At 57.0% G+C, this 21262-nt stretch carries 17 protein-coding genes; 12 read left to right on the top strand and 5 right to left on the bottom strand.

What is annotated here, in order from left to right:
* Nucleotides 1-2 precede the first annotated feature (2 nt).
* Nucleotides 3-1148, top strand: a complete 1146-nt coding sequence (locus tag ACR0MP_RS14330; protein WP_170393337.1) for an HlyD family secretion protein — start codon at nucleotides 3-5, stop codon at nucleotides 1146-1148.
* 11 nt (nucleotides 1149-1159) lie between these two features.
* Nucleotides 1160-2710 carry an efflux transporter outer membrane subunit gene (locus ACR0MP_RS14325; protein ID WP_480886033.1) on the top strand — a complete coding sequence of 517 codons (1551 nt, stop codon included), beginning with the start codon at nucleotides 1160-1162 and terminating at the stop codon, nucleotides 2708-2710.
* Between the two features lie 3 nt (nucleotides 2711-2713).
* On the opposite strand, the gene mprF is transcribed toward ACR0MP_RS14325, so the two are convergent.
* A complete protein-coding gene (gene mprF, locus ACR0MP_RS14320; protein ID WP_170405209.1) occupies nucleotides 2714-5320 on the bottom strand; it encodes a bifunctional lysylphosphatidylglycerol flippase/synthetase MprF in 2607 nt (868 codons plus the stop codon).
* Nucleotides 5321-5411: 91 nt separating this feature from the next.
* Nucleotides 5412-5840, bottom strand: coding sequence for an Lrp/AsnC family transcriptional regulator (locus tag ACR0MP_RS14315; protein ID WP_170393340.1), 429 nt, complete (start codon nucleotides 5838-5840; stop codon nucleotides 5412-5414).
* A gap of 86 nt (nucleotides 5841-5926) precedes the next feature.
* Here ACR0MP_RS14315 and rocF point away from each other — a divergent pair, with 86 nt between their 5' ends.
* The 3 genes from rocF to ACR0MP_RS14300 are packed head-to-tail and all read left to right on the top strand — an operon-like array spanning nucleotide 5927 to nucleotide 8817.
* Complete coding sequence (gene rocF / locus ACR0MP_RS14310) at nucleotides 5927-6847, top strand: arginase (protein WP_170801112.1); 921 nt, start codon at nucleotides 5927-5929, stop codon at nucleotides 6845-6847.
* Nucleotides 6847-7767 carry a citrulline utilization hydrolase CtlX gene (gene ctlX, locus ACR0MP_RS14305; protein WP_170393342.1) on the top strand — a complete coding sequence of 307 codons (921 nt, stop codon included), beginning with the start codon at nucleotides 6847-6849 and terminating at the stop codon, nucleotides 7765-7767. Before rocF ends, ctlX begins: the two co-directional genes overlap by 1 nt.
* A gap of 6 nt (nucleotides 7768-7773) precedes the next feature.
* A complete protein-coding gene (locus tag ACR0MP_RS14300; RefSeq protein WP_170510833.1) occupies nucleotides 7774-8817 on the top strand; it encodes an ornithine cyclodeaminase in 1044 nt (347 codons plus the stop codon).
* A 50-nt stretch (nucleotides 8818-8867) separates the two neighbouring features.
* Here the strand turns inward: ACR0MP_RS14300 and ACR0MP_RS14295 are convergent, their stop codons facing one another.
* The 3 genes from ACR0MP_RS14295 to ACR0MP_RS14285 are packed head-to-tail and all read right to left on the bottom strand — an operon-like array spanning nucleotide 8868 to nucleotide 11980.
* Complete coding sequence (locus ACR0MP_RS14295) at nucleotides 8868-10271, bottom strand: TRAP transporter large permease (protein ID WP_170393344.1); 1404 nt, start codon at nucleotides 10269-10271, stop codon at nucleotides 8868-8870.
* 3 nt (nucleotides 10272-10274) lie between these two features.
* Nucleotides 10275-10904: a TRAP transporter small permease subunit gene (locus ACR0MP_RS14290; protein WP_170393345.1), complete on the bottom strand. Its 630-nt coding sequence runs from the start codon at nucleotides 10902-10904 to the stop codon at nucleotides 10275-10277.
* 59 nt (nucleotides 10905-10963) lie between these two features.
* Complete coding sequence (locus tag ACR0MP_RS14285; protein ID WP_170405200.1) at nucleotides 10964-11980, bottom strand: C4-dicarboxylate TRAP transporter substrate-binding protein; 1017 nt, start codon at nucleotides 11978-11980, stop codon at nucleotides 10964-10966.
* Nucleotides 11981-12388: 408 nt separating this feature from the next.
* On the opposite strand from ACR0MP_RS14285, the gene acs reads away from it, so the two are divergent.
* From acs to ACR0MP_RS14250, 7 genes are all read left to right on the top strand, one after another.
* Nucleotides 12389-14353, top strand: a complete 1965-nt coding sequence (gene acs / locus ACR0MP_RS14280) for an acetate--CoA ligase (protein ID WP_480886036.1) — start codon at nucleotides 12389-12391, stop codon at nucleotides 14351-14353.
* Nucleotides 14354-14360: 7 nt separating this feature from the next.
* Nucleotides 14361-15044, top strand: coding sequence for an adenylate kinase (locus ACR0MP_RS14275; protein ID WP_170735237.1), 684 nt, complete (start codon nucleotides 14361-14363; stop codon nucleotides 15042-15044).
* Between the two features lie 182 nt (nucleotides 15045-15226).
* Nucleotides 15227-15511, top strand: a complete 285-nt coding sequence (locus ACR0MP_RS14270; RefSeq protein WP_010439512.1) for a DUF4212 domain-containing protein — start codon at nucleotides 15227-15229, stop codon at nucleotides 15509-15511.
* A gap of 5 nt (nucleotides 15512-15516) precedes the next feature.
* Entirely contained in the window at nucleotides 15517-17301 is a 1785-nt protein-coding gene (locus ACR0MP_RS14265; protein WP_170393349.1) for a sodium:solute symporter family protein, read from the top strand.
* 108 nt (nucleotides 17302-17409) lie between these two features.
* Nucleotides 17410-19233, top strand: coding sequence for a DUF294 nucleotidyltransferase-like domain-containing protein (locus tag ACR0MP_RS14260; RefSeq protein ID WP_170405191.1), 1824 nt, complete (start codon nucleotides 17410-17412; stop codon nucleotides 19231-19233).
* Nucleotides 19234-19260: 27 nt separating this feature from the next.
* Nucleotides 19261-19779: a hypothetical protein gene (locus ACR0MP_RS14255; RefSeq protein WP_170393351.1), complete on the top strand. Its 519-nt coding sequence runs from the start codon at nucleotides 19261-19263 to the stop codon at nucleotides 19777-19779.
* Nucleotides 19780-19781: 2 nt separating this feature from the next.
* A complete protein-coding gene (locus ACR0MP_RS14250) occupies nucleotides 19782-21194 on the top strand; it encodes a 3'-5' exonuclease (protein WP_170405188.1) in 1413 nt (470 codons plus the stop codon).
* Nucleotides 21195-21262: the final 68 nt, after the last annotated feature.

The following is a 21262-nucleotide window of genomic DNA, read 5'->3' as shown; positions in this document are numbered from 1 at the left end:
TCATGTTCGTCGCCCTAGGCATCACGCTTTTCTACATTATTTTTGTCTGGTTCATCTTCTTCAAGGTGCAATGGCTGAAATTCAACATCATGTGGGGGATCGTCTCATTCTGGGTCGGCGCTCATCTGCTGCTGATCTTTTTGGTCGCGCTGCGCTTCTTTCAGCCCTTTTCCGTCGACAGCCACGTCGTGCGCTCCACCATCCAGATCGTCCCGCGTCTGACTCAGCCCACAATCCTGTCCGAGGTTTTGGTCGAGCCCAACACCTGGGTCACTAAGGGCGATCCGCTGTATAAGTTCGACGACACGGTGTTTTCGCTGGCCGTGGACAAGGCGAATGCACAGCTGGTGGCGGCGCAGCAAAACGCAAAGATCCTTGAACAGGACGTTATCGCGGCGGGAGAAGCAGTCGAACGCGCGAACGCGCAGCTGGCCTATGCGCTGACCGAACAAGCGCGATACGAGAACCTCGTTCCCGCCGGGGGCGCACGCCAGGATGAACTAGACCGCTGGAACGAACAGGTCGCGGAAGATCAGGCGAAGATTAAGGAAGCTCAGGCCAATCTTGAAAAGGCCAACCTTGCGCTGGATTCGCAGATCGACGGCGTGAATACGGGCATTATTGAGGCTGAGGCGCAGCTGGCCGAGGCCGAGTATTTTCTCGACAACACAACGATCTATGCCCCCGAAAATGGCATGATCGTTTCGCAACAGGCCCGCCCGGGGATGGTTGTGGGGGAAATTCGTCTGGGTGCCATTGCCAGCTTTGTCACCGAAGAAGACCCCTATATTCTAGCCACCTTCCGCCAGCAGAACCTAAAATTTGTCGAGGTCGGCCAACCGGTCGAAGTTGCTCTGGACCTCTATCCCGGAGAAATTCTGACCGGCAAGGTTGAGGCGGTCTGGTGGGCTACACGTCAGGGCCAATACTTGCCCTCAGGCCGCCTGCCCGGCTTTGAGCTGCCAAAACTGCCCGGTCGGATCGCTGTTCAGATCTCGGTCGATGTGCCTGAGGGGCATACTTTTCCTGCAGGTGGCCACGCTGCGGTGGCGATTTACACCGGCATGGGAAAAAGCTTTGAATTTCTGAGGCGCATCAACATTCGCCTCTATTCCTTCGCCAACTTCATCCGGCCACTGGATATCTGAGGATGCGTACGATGACACTCCGCCGGTTGTTAGGCACTGCCCTTTGCGCCGTTACCCTCACCGCCTGTACGCCAGTGGGGCCTGATTTTGTGCGCCCCAACTCTCCGGTCGTGAAGCAATGGATGGAGGTCAACAACCCCAGCGCGGGCCAGAGCGGCCTGACCTCACGCAGCGCTCCGGTTGTGCGCTGGTGGGAAACGTTTAATGATCCGACGCTGAACAAGCTGATCGCCGAAGCCTATGCGCAGAACCTGACCTTACAGGTCGCAGGTGCCCGCGTACTTCAGGCCCGCGCGCAGCTTGGTATCGCATTCGGAGAGCTCTACCCGCAATCGCAGGCCGTGGGCGGTTCGCTCCAACGCCGACAGATCAGCGACAATCTTGGGCCGATTTCGGACATCCGGCGGATTATTCCCTTGGACACCGAATTCTCGACTTCGCAAGTTGGGTTTGATGCGCAATGGGAACTGGACGTATGGGGCCAGCAACGTCGCGGCGTACAGGCCGCGCGATCGAACCTGGCACTGCAGGTTGCTAATTATGACGACGCACTGGTCACGCTGACCGGGGACGTAGCGGCGCTTTATATCAACATCCGTTCGTTGCAAGAGGCTCTGCGCATCGCGCGGGAAAACATCACGATTCAGCAGGCATCGGCAGACCTCACTCAGCTGCGCTTCAACAACGGCGTTACAACCGAGTTGGATGTGCAGGAATCGACTGCCCTGCTCAACAACACCAAGGCACTCGTGCCCGAGTTGGAAAGCGATATCCAACAAGCCAAGAACGCACTGGCGGTTCTGTTAGGAAAAACGCCGTCTCAGATGGCGGGCTTGATCGGAAACTCGGGTCGCATTCCAACAGGGCGCAGCAACGTAGCTGTGGGAGTCCCCGCCGAATTGCTGCGGCGGCGGCCCGACGTCCGCGCCGCCGAGTTGGCGGCAGCCACCCAATCGGCGCAGGTCGGGATCGCGTTAGCTGATCTCTATCCGCAGTTCATTCTGTCGGGTGCGATCGGTTTGCAGGCCTCGGGTGGGCGCGATCTGTTCAGCACCAACAGCGCCACAGGATTGGCTAGCGCAGGCGTTGTCTGGAATGTCCTGAATTATGGCCGCATTAAGAACAATGTCCGCGCGCAGGATGCCGCCTATCAAGCGTTGATCGCCAATTACCAGAACACTGTGCTGACCGCCTATTCCGAGGTCGAAAGCGCGATGGTTGCTTACGCACAGGCGCGCAAACAGGTCACCTTTTATCAGCGCAGCGTCGAAGCTTCGCGCAAGGCGGCTGAAATCGCGGTCGATCAGTACCGAGACGGCATCGCCAGCTATTCGCGTATCCTGAACACGCAGACCGCGCTATTACGATCGCAGGCGAACCTGATCGAGGCCCGGCAGGAGGTCTCATCCAATCTGGTCGCGATCTACAAAGGTCTGGGTGGTGGTTGGCAGATTCGGCAGAATCAGGAATTCCTACCCGAGACGGTGCTGGCCGAGATGGCCTATCGCACCGATTGGGGTGATCTGTTGGAGAAAACGCCAACACGCGCCAGCTTGAACTAAGGCCTATTTCGTCAACCCGCGCAGGCCACCCGAGATCAGGATGTTAACTTCGTAGAGGATACGTGGCGCGGCCAACCCGCCGGGGCTGGCCAGATAGTTGGGGCTCCATTCCGGATCGAATTTCTGCTTGAAGGCGCGCAGGCCTTCGAAGTGGTAGAATTGTTCGCCATGTTCATAAACGAACCCACCGATCCGATTCCAAAGCGAGGCCAACTGCCGGTTTTCGATCCCTGAAAATGGCGCGGCGCCCAGCGAGAACCAGTGGAATCCCTGCTCGGACCCCCAGACCATCATCTCAGCAAACAGCGCATCCATGACAAAGCTGGGGCTATCCGGTTCATAACGCATCAAATCCAGAGACAGTTCGGATTTGTTTCCGCCTTGAAACAGGTTGGCAAAGGCCATGATCTTGCCCGTCTCATCCCGCAGAACCGCATGGTCGAAATAGGAAAGGTAGGCATCATCAAAGCCGCCCAAGGCAAAACCCTTTTCCTCACCTGCCTTTTGCGCCAACCAATCGTCCGAGATCTGACGAAGTTCGGGCAACACCGGTGCAAGCTGTTCTTTGGGGATAATTTCGAACTTGTACCCCTCACGCTCAGCCCTGTTCTTCGCCTGCCGGAACCGTTTTCGCGATTTTCCGTCCAGCGAAAAATTCTGCAGCGGTACGCGGGCCACTTCTCCGATCTTCAGGATCGACAGGCCGAGGTCCAGGAATGTCGGCAGATATTTGGTCGATACACTGTAGAACGCACAAAGCTTGCCTTCGCGATCGGCCATTTCTCGCAATTGCCAGATCAGTTGCTGCCCCGCTTGCTCATCACCCACAGGCTCTCCTTTGGTGATCAGCGCATTGCCAGTATCTGCATAGGCAAGGAATGCGGTTTCGTCAGGCGAGATCAGGAATTGCTTATCACCCGTCAGTGAAATCTGAGATTCGGTGTCTTCGCTCTCCATCACGAGACGTTCGACAACTTCGGGGATTTCAGTCCTAACCGGCGCGGGGATTTCACGGCCGAACAGCGAGTTCACCGCCACGATGCCAACGATCACGGCCACCACGAGGCTGGACCGCAGGAATCGCGAGGCATCTCCACTCCAGGCAAAGTCCCACCACAGCGCGTTTTGATATTCGACATGGGAATAAGCGAACAATCCAATCCAGAAAATCACCGCCAGCAACGCGACGACGCTGACCAGCCAAGGGATATTTAGCCGAAAGATAGATGCACCGCTTACCCGGTAAAACGCACCCCGAAACATCGCCAAAAGGCCAATCGTGAACAGCAATGAAAGGGCTTCATGCGTATCAAGCCCTTTGGCGAGCGAGGCGAAGAAACCCGCCACCATCAAAAGCATGGCAACAACCCATGCCCGATAGAGCTTGCGGAATAGGCCACGTGAGACAAGCAGCAGAAGTACACCCACGGCGCTGCCTGCAAGATGAGATGCCTCGACAAATGACAAAGGCAAAACCTCTCGCAGTACGCCAAGGTTCTGCGTACTGGAAGGCAAAGCCCCTGAAACCAACAGGATAACTCCTGCCACAGCCGCGACGCCGGCAGCCACCATCGGGACAATGGGGCGAATTGCGCGATAGACCCAAGTGACCGCGCCCCCGATGCGATGGCGCTGTGTCAGCACCGACGCGACCGCGATCGACAGGCTGGCGATGGCAAACGGAAGGAAGGTATAGACCAGTCGGTAGAGCAGCAGCGCAGCGATCACATCAGACCGGCCCGATGCCCCTAGACCAGCGATCAGAGTGGCCTCGAACACACCGATTCCACCCGGTGCATGGCTAAGGATACCCACCGCTATTGCGCCTATATAGACCGCGAAGAAATACGGGTAGCCAACCCCCAGATCGTCCGGCATGAGCACATACAGCGCCATTGAAGCGCCGAACAGATCGCCTACCGCCGCGATTGTCAGCAGACTCGCCAGCTTGCCGCCCGGCAGGTTGAACCCAAACCCACCATAGGCCAATCGCCGCCCTCCGCTTGAAAGCCAGACAAACAAGACCGCAAGCCCCGCCAACATGCTCAGACCGATCACAGTTTCCGTCGTTTCACTGATCGGCAGGACCTTGGAAATGCCATCCGGGTGTATTGTAAGCAACAGGCCCAAAAGCAGGATCAGTCCCATCCAGAACGCCACCCAAGAGGTCGCGATCACCCCGGCCACGCGGCCAAGATCAAGCCCCAGCGACGCATAGATACGGTATCGGATCGCGGTGCCGGTGATATAGGAGAATCCCAGGCAGTTCGATACCGCATAGCCGCTTGCACCGGCCATCCCCGCAACGGGCAGAGGCACTTTTCCATCGGCGACGCTCTGCACGGCAAGCACATCGTAGAACGAAAGCGATAGAAAACTGAAAGCCGTCCAGCACATCGCAAAAAACATGAATTTCCATGGTTTCGCTGCGATATCGCTTTGGATATCTGACCATTTCACATGCGCAGAGAGGTCATGCAGAACCGCAAGCGCGATTCCTGTAATCAGCAACGGAACCGCAATCTTGACCAGCGGCTTTTCCAACAGCCCTGTCACATACTCGGCCAGACGTACGGCGCGTGTCTCTTCCGTTGTCGGCTGTGTCGTCATTCCGTTCGCCCCTGCCCCGCGATCCTCAGATCAGTGTCAATTCAAAGCTTTGCACGAATTTTCCATCCGGCAAAGGGCCTAGGCCAACGCGTCACGAGCGTCCCTTGCGCGTCGAGAGCAACAGATTGGTCTCAGATCGTGTAACGCCCTCCATCCGACGGATCTGGAACAGGACTTCATCAAGCTCATCCAGTGTATCGGTTCCGATCTCTGCGATCAGATCCCAACTTCCATTGGTTGAGTGCACCGCCCGAACTTGACGCATCGCAGCGATACGCGATCTGATCCGCTCGGTCCCACGGCCTGCGATCTCAAGCATCATCAATCCACGAACAGGGCTTTCCGATACGCCCTGCCGTGTCACAACGGTAAAGCCGACGATTTCGCCAGACTGCTGAAGCCGCTTTAGTCGGCTGCGCACGGTTGTTCGGGTCACTCCGAGCAGTTCAGCCAGCTCCGACAACGATGCCCGAGCGTCCCTGTGCAGTGCGTTCAATAAGCGATTGTCCAGTTCGTCCATGCGTGATTACCAAATCGGAATTCGCTAATTCACTTTGACCAATTTGATCTCTTTTCTCAACTCATATCGTATCGATAGATAGACTTATGAGCAAAATGAACATCATTCTCGCCGGAGCGCCGATGGATGCCGGCAAACACCGCCAAGGCTGTCGGATGGGTCCAGATGCCTATCGGGTCGCGGGTCTCGCCCAAGCGCTGTCAGATCTCGGGCATTCTGTGTCGGACATCGGTGACACGCGACCAGATGCCGTCGACATGTCGGAAGACACCCATCTGTTCTCTTTACCGGAATGCGTTGGCTGGACACAGGCGCTAAGCCGCACGGCTCAGGAAGCCGCGCTTGAAGGCCTTCCCATTTTCATGGGCGGTGATCACGCCCTGTCGATGGGCACAGTGGCAGGAATGGCGGCACATGCGGACCGTATCGGGCGCCCTCTGTTCGTGCTCTGGTTAGATGCACATAGTGATTTCCATACGCCCAGCAGTACGGCCAGCGGCAATTTGCATGGAACGCCGGTCGCTTATTTCACTGGCCAGTCAGGCTTTGACGCCTTTCCACCGCTGATATCGCCGATCCCAACGGATCGCGTCGGTATGATTGGTTTGCGCTCGGTCGATCCCGCCGAACGCGCGGCATTGGAAAAAGATCACGCGATGCTCGCCGATATGCGCAGCATCGACGAGCACGGGATCAAGACACCCCTACTGGCCTTCCTTGACAAAGTGCGCGAAGCAAACGGCATCCTGCATGTCTCGCTGGATGTAGATTTCCTTGACCCGTCGATCGCACCAGCCGTCGGCACCACTGTCCCCGGCGGTGCCACCGAACGTGAGGCCCATCTGGTCATGGAATTGCTGCATGAAAGCGGTCTCGTTTGTTCGCTGGATCTAGTTGAACTGAACCCATTCCTGGATGAGCGCGGCCGAACCGCAAAACTGATGGTCGATCTTGCAGCCTCGCTGATGGGTCGTCGCATCTTCGATCGCCCAACCCGGAGCTTCTGATGATTTCTCTTCAATCTCCTTCAGCTGTCGTGATGGTGCGCCCCCATGCATTTGCGTCAAATCCAGAGACCCGCGACGACAATGCGTTTCAAACATTGGCAAATCGATCTGCTGCAGCGACGTCTGCTGCCGCGCGGGATGAGCATGACAAAGCAGTAGAACAGCTTCGCGCTGCTGGTGTGACCGTTCATGTGTTTGACGACGAAGGCGAACGTGACACACCCGACAGCGTGTTCCCAAACAACTGGTTTTCGACCCATCCAGGCGGTCATGTCGCTGTTTATCCGATGTTCGTTCCATCGCGCAGACGCGAAAGACGCTCAGATGTAATTGAGTTACTGAAGCGGGAATATCGAGTGCAAGACGTCATCGACTATTCCGGCCTCGAACAGGACGACCTCGCGCTTGAGGGCACTGGCGCAATGGTTCTGGATCACGTGGGCCGTATTGCCTACACTGTTCGATCCAACCGCGCCGATCCGGTGTTGTTGGAGCGTTTCTGTACGCATTTCAACTATGAGCCGATTGCATTTGATGCAAAGGACGCTGAAGGCCGTGATGTCTATCACACCAATGTCCTGATGGGGATCGGCACGCACTACGCCCTTATCTGTTTGGACATGATTTCCAACCCAGAACGTCGGGCAACAGTTCGGGCACGGCTTGAGGAATCTGGCCGTACTGTCATCGATCTGTCCCATGAGCAGATTGCAGATTTTGCAGGAAACGCGATTGAGCTTAGTGGCAATGATGGTCTTGTCTTGGCGTTGTCCAGCCGAGCGCTACAGGCTCTTACACCTGCTCAAGTCGCGATCATCGAAGCCAGTGCAACTCCGCTGCCGCTCTCGGTTCCCACAATAGAAACAGCCGGTGGATCCGTACGTTGTATGATCGCTGGTATCCATCTTTCCCGCCGATAGGAGTCTTTGATGCAACCTTCTGATAAGGCCCTCGTGCCATTTGTTTCCGTCGACAACATGATGCGTCTGGTCCACCACATCGGGGTCGAACAGATGATCACGCAGATTGCCGCGCAGATCGAATCCGATTTTAAACGCTGGGAGAGCTTTGACAAAACGCCCCGCATCCCGGCCCATTCACCACATGGGGTGATCGAACTGATGCCAACCTCGGATGGTGAGGCATACGGGTTCAAATACGTCAATGGGCATCCCAAGAACACGTCTGAGGGCCTGCAGACCGTGACCGCGTTTGGCCTGCTGGCTGATGTCTATACCGGTTACCCGACATTGTTGACCGAAATGACGATGTTGACTGCTTTGCGGACAGCGGCAACCTCTGCGCTGGTCGGCAAATATCTCGCGCCCAAATCCGCGACGACGATGGCGATGATTGGAAACGGCGCGCAATCCGAGTTCCAGTGCCTCGCCTTCAAAGCCATGTGCGGCATCGATACGGTCCGGCTCTACGACACAGACCCGAACGCGACGGCGAAATGTGCAGCCAATCTGCAGGGCAAAGGGCTGACGGTCGTGCCCTGCAAAACGCCGGAGGACGCAATCGAAGGCGCTCAGATCATAACGACCTGCACCGCTGACAAGAAATACGCCACCATCCTGACCGACAACATGGTCGGCCCCGGTGTGCACATCAACGCCATTGGCGGTGATTGCCCCGGCAAAACCGAACTGCACCGCGACATTCTTTTGCGGTCGGAGATCTTTGTAGAGTACCCCGAACAAACGCGGATCGAAGGTGAGATTCAGGCTCTGGAGGATGATCACCCTGTCACCGAGATGTGGGAAGTTATGACCGGCCAAGCCATAGGGCGCACCGATGATCGACAGATCACGTTGTTCGACAGTGTCGGCTTCGCGATCGAGGACTTCTCGGCACTACGTTACATCAAAAGCGCGATTGAAGGCACTGATTTCTATGAGGCATTGGATATGCTGGCAGACCCTGACGACCCGCGGGATCTGTTCGGGATGTTGATGCGGGCAGGATAAAGAACCCGCACTTCTAAAACTGTGCCCCGGCCTTTGGCCGGGGCTTTTTCTTATCCCGCAAGCGATGGCAGGTATAGAACAATCCCTGGAAAGGCCACCAGCAGTGCGATGGTAAGTGCATCGGCAATGAAGAACGGCGTTACCCCTTTGAAGACATCCTGAACACTAAGATCAGGCCTCACGCCTGCGACAACAAAACAGTTTAGACCAATAGGAGGTGTGATCAGGCAGAACTCGGCCATTTTGACCACCAAGATACCAAACCAGATCGCACACATCGGCCCGGACATACCAAAGGCGCTGTCTGCTGCGCTGACGGCCTCGCCTCCGTTCAGGGCCATAACGGCGGGATACACGACCGGAAGTGTCAAAAGCAGCATACCGATCGCATCCATGAACATGCCCAGCACTGCATAGGCCAGCAGTATGCAGATCAGGATCAACATAGGTGACATTTCGAGCGAAGTGATCCAGTCGGAAAACGCCCCCGGCAAATCAGCAAATCCTAGAAACCGCACATAGATCAGAACACCCCAGATGATTGCGAAGATCATGGCGGTCAGTTTGGCGGTTTCAAGCAAAGCCGATTTGAATTCAGGCCAGCGCATGCCGTGGATCAGGGCAAAGCAGAACACGATGAAGGCCCCGATGGCCCCGCCCTCGGTCGGGGTGCCCCAAGCCTTGTCGCCGAAGGGGTTATAGACAAAGCAGATTATGATGAGGATCACCGCCACAATGGGCAGTGCGCCCGGAAGTGCAGCAAATCGTTGTTTCCAGGTAAACCCGGTGACCGGCGGTCCGACGGACTTGAAGATCACGGCGATACCGACGATCAGCAAGCCATAGATCACCGCCGAAAACGCGCCGGGGATGAAGCCTGCGAGCAGCAGTTTTCCCACATCCTGTTCGACAATAATGGCGTAAATCACAAGGATCGCGGATGGGGGGATTAGCGAGGCCAAGGTTCCGCCAGCGGCAACCACACCGGCGGCGAAACGTTTGTTATACCCGACGGCCAGCATTTCAGGGATGGCGATGCGCGCAAAGACGGCTGATGTGGCGACCGATGCACCTGATACGGCGGCGAAACCGGCGGTCGCAAAAATCGTTGAAACGGCCAACCCGCCAGGCACCCATGCCACCCAGCGTTTTGCCGCCTCAAACAAGGCGCGGGTCAGGCCAGCGTAGTAGGCTAGATAGCCGATCAGGATGAATGTTGGGATCAGGCTCAGCGTATGAGACGCCACCTTGGAATGTGGTACCTGGCCAGCCGTTTTGACGGCCACAGTCAGTGCCTTACCAAACCGCTCGGGATCATACCCAAACTTTGCCCAGAATATCCAAACAAGGCCAACCAACCCTGCCAGACCTGCAGCAAATGCCACCCGCATGCCTGTGACGACAAGAACCAACAGTCCGGCAGTGACCCAAAGGCCGATATCAATCGTGTCCATGGGTCAGTTACGTCCTTCGAATTGTTCGGCCTCGGCTGCAGCCTGTGCGGCGGCATCCTGTATCAGCGGTACGGCCACCGGTGCCTCGAGCCCCAGCATGAAGGCTCGTCCATAGCCCCAGACCTGCAAGATTAGCCGGGCGCACAGCACCGAAAAAGCAACGGGCGCCAGCAGCTTGGCTGGCCAAATAGGAATCCCGATATCAATCGAGCTGTCGCGACTCCACATCGGAGCGCCGAAGTCAAAGGACCGGTCAAAGTGGGACCAACTACCCCAAACCAGCGCCAGCATCAGCAGCAGTATCAACAGAACCGAGATCAGCTCGAACAACCACAGCGCCCGCCCTTTCAGGCGCGAGATAACGATATCCATTCGGATGTGCCCGCCATCGCGCTGCACAAACGAAATACCCAGAAACGCGATCAGGGGCATCGCCTGTTCAATCCAGTCAACATATCCGGGCAAAGGCGCGTTTAACGCGTTTCGGCCGCTGACTGACACAACAGCCAGCACCATCAGCCCGAAAACCGCGAAACCGCTGATCAGCGCCATAAAACGCTCTAGACGTAACAAACGGTGATCCAACCGGCTTAGAAGACTGCCATCCTCAAGCACCGTGGCATGTCCTGCCATCTCAGCATTCCTTTGATTGAAGGAAATGCCGGGTGCCTAATGACACCCGGCTGTGGCGATCAGTTACCGCCGCGCTGCTGTTGCAGTGTCGATTGCACAAGATCATAAAGATCCTGCGCAGGTAGACCCTGAGCGGTCATGTCTTCGATCCACTTCGCGCGAATCGGATCAGCGGCTTTGGCGCGAAACTCCTCAAGCACGGCATCGTCAATCTCGACCTTTTCAACGCCTTTCTCTGCCAGCACGCCATCCCACTTTTCAAGCAGTCCACCGTAGTTGGCCAGATAGTGATCGATAGCCTCATCAATCGAGCTGTCCAGCGCTTCGCGATGTTCGGCTGGCAGCGCTTCATAAGCGTCGATATTCACCACCACCGGACAGTTTACCGTTCCAGGATTCAGATTGGCCGTCCACCAGTCAGCTTCGTTGATCGTCCCGAATGACAAATGCGCATGCTGAGCGAAGGCCACGGTATCGACCACGCCAGATTCCATCGCATTATAAGCTTCGGTCGCGGGCACGGACGTAGGTACGCCACCAACCGCTTCAAATGCTTGCCCCAAACCGCCAGTGGCGCGTACGCGCATACCGTCGAACTCGGCAAGCTCATCACGAGGGTCACCGGTACCAACAAGGTTATATTGAGGCATCGGTGAAGTCATGATGATGCGCGCGTTCCACTGCGCCATCTCGTCCTTGACTGCTGGATGATCATAGACTGCGTGGCTGACGGCCACCTCTTCATCCAATGTGTTTACGCCAAGGAAGGGCAGTTCCAAAACGGTGATCGCGCGGTTCTTATCGCGGTGATAGCCCGCACAGAACTGCGCCATCTCGAACGCGCCAATCTCGATACCATCCAGGTTTTCCTTGGGCTTCGACAATCCACCATAGCTAACATTGATGGTGAAATCGCCGCCGGTTTTTTCGTTCACCAGTTCAGCCAGTTTCTCAACATGCTCGGTAAATGCGCGGCGCTTACCCCAGACCGAGGCATTCCATTCGGTCGCAGCTGCTTCAGTGACAAACGCCACACTCAGGGCGGCAAAAGCCGCACCGCTCAACATCTTTTTCATAGTGGTATCTCCCTTAGTTGCGCCCCCTATCGGGATGCTTGATTGTGAAGCTAGCGCCAAGTCTAGAAGCTGCCAACCCCTGCGAGGAGAAGTGGTGTTATCGCCACCAGACTTCGAGATTAAAGTGAAGCTATCGGCCAAAGCCCCAGACACATGCCAATGAGTGCTTATGTCATTACAACTATCTTACTGTTTTAAAATATTTTTTACGAACAATTTCAGAGTTGTTTACAATATTAGTGCCGGAAATGAAATTTCTTTACAAAGAAATCCAAGGATTATGGCAATTTATTTATTTCTTTTCTGATCCCCGTATTATTCAACTTGGGGAGGAACCGGATCGACATTGCCTGATCGGCTGGCAAAATCGATCCCATGTAATCCAGTCCAGAGGGAGGAGCCTCAAAGATGACTACCGCTGCCCAGGCAGATGCCAAGACATATCCGCCATCCGCAGAAACTGTCGCCCGTGCGCATGTCGACGCCGACAAATACGCAGATATGTACGCTGCGTCGATCAACAACCCCGAAGCATTCTGGGATGAGCAAGGCAAGCGCGTTGACTGGATCAAGCCTTATACTCAGGTCAAAGACGTCAGCTATGATTTTGGTTCGGTTGGTATCAACTGGTATGCGGACGGCACTCTAAACGTCTCGGCCAACTGCCTTGACCGTCATTTGAATACGCGCGGCGATCAGACAGCGATCATCTGGGAACCGGATGATCCAAACGACGAAGCTCAGCACATTACCTACGCCGAATTGCACCGTCGCACCTGTCGCATGGCCAATATTCTCGAGTCGATGGGCGTGCGCAAAGGTGACCGCGTTGTGATTTATCTGCCGATGATCCCTGAAGCAGGCTATGCGATGCTGGCTTGTGCACGGATCGGAGCAATCCACTCGATTGTATTTGCTGGGTTTTCACCCGATGCGTTGGCAGCCCGAGTCAACGGATGTGATGCCAAGGTCGTCATCACTGCCGATGAGGCACCACGTGGTGGCCGAAAGACTCCGCTGAAGTCCAACGCAGACGCGGCCCTGCTGCACTGCAAAGACAGCGTGAAATGTCTGGTGGTCAAACGCACCGGTGGGCAGACCACTTGGATTGATGGCCGCGACTATGATTACAACGAAATGGCGCTTGAAGCGGATGACTATTGCGCACCCGCCGAGATGAATGCCGAAGATCCGCTGTTCATTCTCTATACTTCCGGTTCGACCGGTCAGCCCAAAGGTGTCGTCCATACGACCGGCGGTTATCTGGTCTATGCCGCGATGACGCATGAGATCACATTCGACTACCATGAAGGCGACGTTTACTGGTGCACCGCCGATGTCGGCTGGGTCACCGGCCACAGCTATATCGTCTATGGCCCGCTGGCCAACGGAGCGACCACACTGATGTTCGAAGGCGTGCCGACCTATCCGGATGCATCACGCTTCTGGCAGGTGTGCGAAAAGCACAAGGTGAACCAGTTCTACACCGCTCCGACGGCAATTCGCGCTCTGATGGGTCAGGGTACCGAGTTCGTCGAGAAATGCGACCTGAGCGATCTCCGGACGCTGGGCACAGTCGGCGAGCCGATCAACCCGGAAGCCTGGAACTGGTACAATGAAGTTGTTGGCAAAGGCAAATGCCCGATTGTTGACACCTGGTGGCAGACCGAAACCGGCGGTCACCTGATGACCCCCCTGCCTGGTGCGCATGCGATGAAGCCCGGCTCGGCGATGAAACCGTTCTTCGGCATCCAGCCGGTGGTTCTGGACCCGCAATCCGGTGTTGAGATCGAGGGAAATGGCGTAGAGGGTGTTCTGTGCATCAAAGACAGCTGGCCCGGTCAGATGCGCACCGTTTGGGGCGATCATGAGCGGTTCGAGAAGACCTATTTCTCGGACTACAAAGGCTACTACTTCACCGGCGATGGCTGCCGTCGCGATGAGGATGGCGATTACTGGATCACTGGCCGCGTCGATGATGTAATCAACGTCTCCGGCCACCGGATGGGCACGGCCGAGGTGGAAAGCGCGCTGGTCGCCCATGCCGCCGTCGCCGAGGCCGCTGTGGTTGGCTATCCCCATGAAATCAAAGGGCAAGGCATCTATTGCTATGTCACTTTGATGAATGACCGCGAGCCGTCGGATGAGTTGCTGAAAGAGCTGCGCACCTGGGTCCGGACCGAGATCGGCCCGATTGCCTCGCCTGATGTGATCCAGTGGGCCCCCGGCCTGCCCAAGACTCGCTCGGGCAAGATCATGCGCCGAATTCTGCGCAAGATTGCCGAGAACGACTTTGGTTCGCTTGGCGATACGTCGACCCTGGCCGATCCGTCAGTGGTCGAAGACCTGATCGAAAACCGGGCAAACAAGTGAGGATGTGATGGACGCTGCCACGACCATATCCCCCGCTGTTCTGATCCTTCTCGGCCCTCCGGGCGCCGGGAAGGGTACGCAGGCTCGTATGCTTGAAGAGAAGTTCGGGCTTGTACAACTCAGCACCGGTGATCTGCTGCGCGACGCGGTCGCCGCAGGTACCGAGGCTGGTAATGCTGCCAAAGCGGTTATGGAGGCAGGCGATCTTGTCAGCGACGGCATCGTCATCGCGATCCTGCGCGACCGCATGGCAGAACCGGACTGCGACAAGGGCGTCATACTGGATGGTTTCCCCCGGACCACAGTCCAGGCCGAGGCTCTTGATGGTCTGCTCGCGTCTTCAGATCAGAAGATCAACGCGGCCATCAGCCTTGAAGTTGAAGACGCCGAGATGGTGACGCGGATTTCGGGTCGTTACACCTGCGCCGGATGCGGTGAGGGCTATCACGACACGTACAAGCAGCCCATCGAAAACGGCAAATGCGACAAGTGCGGTCACACAGAATTCAAACGCCGCGCCGACGACAATGCCGAGACGGTCGCGTCGCGTCTGGCGGCCTATCACGCGCAGACCGCACCGCTGATTGACTACTATCAAGCCCAGGGCGTGCTGAAAGGCATCGATGCCATGGGTCAGATCGACGACATCGCACAAGACCTTCACGGGATTGTCGGCGAGGTCATGAATTAAGGGGAGGAGATAAGCCTTAGGGCTTTGATCCTAAAACAGAATACTTCAATGGACCCGCCTTGGCGGACCAGAGGAGTTATGCCTGACGTCACGGGGCGTTTGGCACAACCGAGAAGCGGCCCACCGCACTGGAGGAGTTGGGCAATGGGCCGCCAATGAGGGAAGCGAAGGAGGAACCCGCGATGGCGGATCATTCAACAAACTCCGCGCAGACTGCTGAAGCCGACAAGGGCTATTGGCAGGCCAACCTGCGCCTCATCTACATCAGCCTCGCGATTTGGGCGCTGGTGTCGTTTGGATTCGGCATTCTGCTGCGTCCGCTGCTGTCCGGCATCGCCGTTGGCGGTACAGATCTGGGCTTTTGGTTCGCTCAGCAAGGATCGATCCTGGTCTTTCTGGTGCTGATCTTCAACTACGCCTGGCGCATGAACAAGCTCGACGCTGAGCACGGCGTGGACGAGGAGTAATCGGCATGGATCAGTTTACTATCAACCTGCTGTTTGTGGGCGCGTCTTTTGCGCTTTACATCGGCATCGCGATCTGGGCCCGTGCGGGTTCCACATCGGAATTCTATGCCGCCGGTCGCGGCGTTCACCCGGTCACCAACGGTATGGCGACAGCGGCGGACTGGATGTCTGCGGCCTCGTTCATCTCGATGGCGGGCCTGATTGCCTTTACCGGCTACGACAACTCGACCTTCCTGATGGGTTGGACCGGTGGCTACGTGCTGCTGGCCCTGCTGCTTGCGCCCTACCTGCGTAAGTTCGGCAAGTTCACCGTGTCGGAATTCATCGGCGATCGTTTCTACAGCCAGACCGCACGTATCGTTGCGGTGATCTGTCTGATCGTTGCGTCGGTGACCTACGTGATCGGTCAGATGACCGGTGTTGGCGTGGCCTTTGGTCGCTTCCTCGAAGTGTCCAACACTACAGGTCTGCTGATCGGCGCCGGCGTTGTGTTTGCCTACGCAGTGTTTGGTGGGATGAAGGGCGTGACCTACACTCAGGTCGCTCAGTACTGCGTGCTGATCACCGCTTATACCATCCCGGCCATCTTTATCTCGCTGCAGCTGACCGGCACGCCTGTTCCGGCGCTGGGTCTGTTTGGTGACACCGCCAGCGGTGAACCCCTGCTGACCAAGCTGGACGCCATCGTGACCGAGCTGGGCTTTAACGACTACACGGCCCACCACTCGAATACGCTGAACATGGTGCTGTTCACCCTGTCGCTGATGATCGGTACTGCGGGTCTGCCGCACGTCATCATGCGCTTCTTCACCGTTCCCAAAGTGTCTGACGCACGTTGGTCGGCGGGCTGGGCGCTGGTCTTCATCGCTCTGCTGTACCTGACGGCTCCTGCTGTTGGTGCAATGGCGCGCCTGAACATCACCGACATGATGTGGCCCAATGGTGGCATCGAAGGTGGCGCTGTTTCGGTCGAGGAAATCGACAATGATCCGCGTTACGACTGGATGGCCACTTGGCAGAAAACCGGTCTGCTGGATTGGGAAGACAAGAACGGCGACGGCAAGATCCAGTACTACAACGACAAATCCGAGGCGATGACTGCAATCGCCGAAGAAAAAGGCTGGGTCGGTAACGAGCTGACCAAGTTCAACCGCGACATCCTGGTTCTGGCCAATCCTGAGATTGCCAACTTGCCAGGTTGGGTGATTGGTCTGGTCGCTGCTGGTGGTCTTGCGGCTGCTCTGTCAACCGCTGCGGGCCTTTTGCTGGCGATCTCGTCGGCTGTGTCCCATGACCTTGTCAAAGGTGCAATCAACCCGTCGATCTCTGAAAAGGGTGAACTTCTGGCGGCACGGATTGCCATGGCTGTAGCCATCGTGGTTGCAACCTACCTGGGTCTCAACCCTCCGGGCTTTGCGGCACAAACCGTGGCCTTGGCCTTTGGTCTGGCAGCAGCCTCGATCTTCCCGGCGCTGATGATGGGGATCTTCTCGACCCGCATCAACAACACCGGCGCGGTTGCAGGTATGCTGGCTGGTCTGACCGTAACCCTGGTCTACATCTTCCTGCATAAGGGCTGGCTGTTCATTCCGGGCACCAACTCGTTCACCGATGCTGATCCGCTTCTGGGTCCGATCAAGTCGACCTCGTTCGGCGCCATCGGTGCGATGATCAACTTCGGCGTCGCCTACGTCGTTGCCGGTATGACCAAAGAGACTCCGCAGGAGATCAAAGATATGGTCGAAAGCATTCGCATTCCCCGTGGTGCGGGCGCAGCTCAGGATCACTGAGTGTGATGCGGTCGGCGGCTCTTGTCTTCGATCGCATCTTTCGACTTACTGTTCCCGCCCGGCACACCACCGGGCGGGATTTTTTATTCGGAACTCCGGAGAGCGTAAATGCCCCTGTCCCATGACGAAATCACCCGGTTTCTGAAGTCTGTACACCCCTATGACTCGTTGCCCCATGATGCTTTGGACGATCTGGCCAAGCAGATCGAAGTGCGCGAAGTCGATGCCGATGGCAGCATTTACCAGTTGGGCAACGCTCTGCCCGGCGTCTTTGTGATCTATGAAGGACAGGTAGAAATTACCGATGAGAACGGCGCTGTCGTTTCGCATCTGGGATTGCGCAATTCTTTTGGTGAGCGCGGATTGCTGAAGGACGGCAAAGCCGCCACACATGCGCGCGCGCACACGCCGTCAGTGTTGATCGTGTTGCCGCCAGACCTTGTGAAAAACCTGATCGAAGGTCACGATGTGGTGTCCAAGTTCTTTAACCGTTCACGCGGAGGGCGGAGCGGACCGCAAAGCCTGGCTACCAGTGCAATTGATGTGCTGATGGCTCGTGACCCTGCCACCTGCCCGCCCGATACTCCGGTTCAAAACGCCGCGCAGATCATGCGCGACCGCCATATCTCATCGCTTTGCGTGACCGAAGGGGACAGATTGTTGGGTATCGCAACCCTCCGCGATATTTCCGGCAAATACGTCGCCGAGGCGATGCCCGCTGACACCGCGGTTTCGGCGATCATGACCGCCGATCCAATCATTCTTGCCCCGACAGATATCGGCTCGGACGTATTACACGTGATGATGGAACGTGGCATCGGTCATATTCCAATTTCCGAGGCCGGTAAGCTGGTCGGAATCGTAACCCAAACCGACCTCACCCGCTATCAGGCGGTCAATTCTGCCGAGTTGGTAGGACGAATTGCCCGCGCCGACAGCCCGCAAGAGATGGCTCAAGTCACCGCTGAGATACCACAACTGCTGGTCCAACTCGTCGCGGGTGGCAACCGGCACGAGATCGTTACACGGCTGATCACCGACATCGCAGACACTGCGACGCGGCGGTTGCTGGCACTGGCTGAGGCTGAACTGGGTGCGCCGCCAGTGCCCTACTTGTGGCTTGCTTGCGGCTCGCAAGGACGGCAGGAACAGACCGGAGTTTCTGATCAGGACAATTGCCTGATGCTAGATGACAGTGTGGCGGACGGCGATATGGCCTACTTCGCTGCGCTGGCCAAATTCGTCTCAGACGGGCTGGATACCTGCGGTTATTTCTATTGCCCCGGTGACATGATGGCGACCAACCCTCGCTGGTGCCAGCCCGTGCGCGTCTGGCGCGAGTATTTCAATGGCTGGATTGCCAAACCCAACCCCGAGGCGCAAATGCTGGCCTCGGTGATGTTTGACCTGCGGCCCATCGGAGGGTCCTTCGATCTGTTCACCGACCTGCAGGCCGATACGCTGGCGGCAGCCAATGCGAATTCGATCTTTGTCGCGCATATGATTTCGAACTCACTGAAACACACGCCTCCTCTGGGCCTGCTGCGTGGATTCGCCACCATACGTTCGGGTGAGCATCGCAATACGCTCGACCTCAAGCATAATGGCGTGGTGCCTGTCGTGGATCTGGCACGCATCTACAGCCTGCAGGGACAATTAACCGAAGCGAACACCCGCGCCCGTCTTAGCGCCGCCGAGGCTGCGGGTGTGCTCAGCGCGTCCGGCGCACGCGATTTACTGGACGCATATGACCTAATCGCTGAGACCCGATTGGAACATCAAGTGCGTCTGGTCAAATCCGGGGATGCACCGGACAATTACCTGCCACCCGCTGAATTGTCGGACTTTGAGCGAAGTCATCTCCGCGATGCCTTTGTCGTGGTAAAAACCATGCAATCAGCGGTTGGCCATGGCAAAGGAATGCTGGGTTAAGAAACTGGAAATGAACGGAGAAATCACATGTTTCTGGAACTGATCGGCACGATTTTTGCAGGCTTTGCCTTTGCGGGTGTCGTGATGGTGGTGAACAAGCTGACCGGGGGCCGCTTGCCCAAATGGGCCGCGCCGGTTGCGGCAGGTGCGGGGATGATCGGTATGACGATTACCAGCGAGTATTCTTGGTATGACCGTACGCGCGACCAACTGCCCGACAGCCTCACCATCGTGCAGGAGGTGGAAAGCCGCGCCTTCTATCGTCCATGGACGTATGCCGTGCCCTTTGTCGACCGCTTTGCTGCGATCGACGCCACATCGGTACGCACCAATGCCAATTTGCCGGACGAGCGTCTGGTTGATCTTTACTTTTTTGGTCGCTGGGCACCGGTCTCGAAGATGCCGGTCGCTGTAAACTGCGCCGAAAACAGCCGCGCCAACCTGGCAGACGGGGCCGAATTCGCCGATGACGGACGTTTGCTGAACGCCAGCTGGATCAAGATCGACGCTGAAGATCCGGTAATCGAGGCAACCTGCGGGGTCTGACCATGTTGAACCATCTGAGCCTGCGCCTGAGGGTGTTCCTGTTCTTCCTATTACTTGCGGCAGGAGGGCTGATCATCAGCACCCTGGCTTTGTGGGTCGGTTATCAGAGGGCAAGTGATCCTGCTCTTATGGATGCGTTCATCTTCGCAGAGATACTGATCGCTTTTGGAATGTTGGCGCTAGTTGCCGGAGTCTGGCTTCTTTTTGATGACAACGTTGCAAAACCGATCGAGCGGCTCTCGGCCCAACTCCGGGCGCGCGCACACGCCGGGGTCAGCACGGATTTGGACCTTCAGGCGGCGCGTTATTTGGGCGATCTGGCCCCAGCCGCCGCTGGACTGGCCGAACAACTGGCTGCCAACGCCATGACCACGGCTGAGGCCGTGGCCGCGGAAACGGCCCATCTGGCCTCGGAAAAACAACGTCTAACGGCGCTGCTGACCGAGATTCCGGTTGCAATGCTTTTAGCCGGCCCGAAGCATCAGATCGTTCTATATGACGCGCAGGCGGCTGAGGTTTTGGCACAGATCGCACATCCCCGGCTAAACGCCTCGCTGTTTGACTACCTCGAAGCAACCGGTCTGACGGATTCCTATGCGAAACTGATAAAAACCGGGAAAGACGTCCATTGCACACTGACCAGTGTCGATGGGCGGCAATCGTATTCAGCCCGTATGAAACCATTGGGCGATGCCCCCGGTTACATGCTGGTCTTCGATGACAGTGCCGCGCAAATCGATCCCGACGCGGCCCGCCCTCTGGTTTACGATTTCGAACTTCTCGACACACCCGGTGACGACGCGTTTGAAGATAGACCCCTGTTGGACCTCTGCTTCGTAGTCTTTGACACCGAAACCACGGGGCTGCTCCCGCATAAGGATGAGATCGTACAGATCGGTGCTGTGCGCGTCGTAAAGGGTAAAATCGTCGAAGGCGAACGGCTTGATACCCTGGTCGACCCCGGCATCCCGATCCCCCCAGCTTCAACCAAAGTGCATAAGGTCAGCGACCGGATGGTTCAGGGTGCGCCTGATATTGCCGAGGCCGGTCGCAGCTTTCACCAATTTGCCCGGGATGCCGTCATTGTTGCCCACAATGCACCATTCGACATGGCTTTCCTGCGCCGCCATGCCGAGCGTATGGGGGTGGAATGGAGCCACCCCATTCTGGATACGGTCCTGCTGTCGGCGGTGCTGTTCGGGGCAAGCGAAACTCATACGCTGGACGCTGTCTGCGAACGGCTTGGCATAACAATTCCCGAAGCCCTGCGTCACACGGCCTTGGGTGATGCCGTCGCGACCGCCGAAGTGCTGGTTCGGATGCTACCAATGCTTACGGCCCGTAATTTGGTGACCTTTGGCGACGTCATCACCGAGACTCGCAAACACGGACGGTTGCTTGAAGACCTGAACTGACCAGAAATTGCTACCACCACCGCAGCTTTCCGTAGACAATTCTGGCGTCGCGTGGCACCTGAGACAGG

Source organism: Ruegeria sp. K3 (assembly GCF_056531845.1).
The sequence above is the reverse complement of the archived record's forward strand: the minus strand, read 5'-3'. Positions and strand labels throughout refer to the sequence as shown.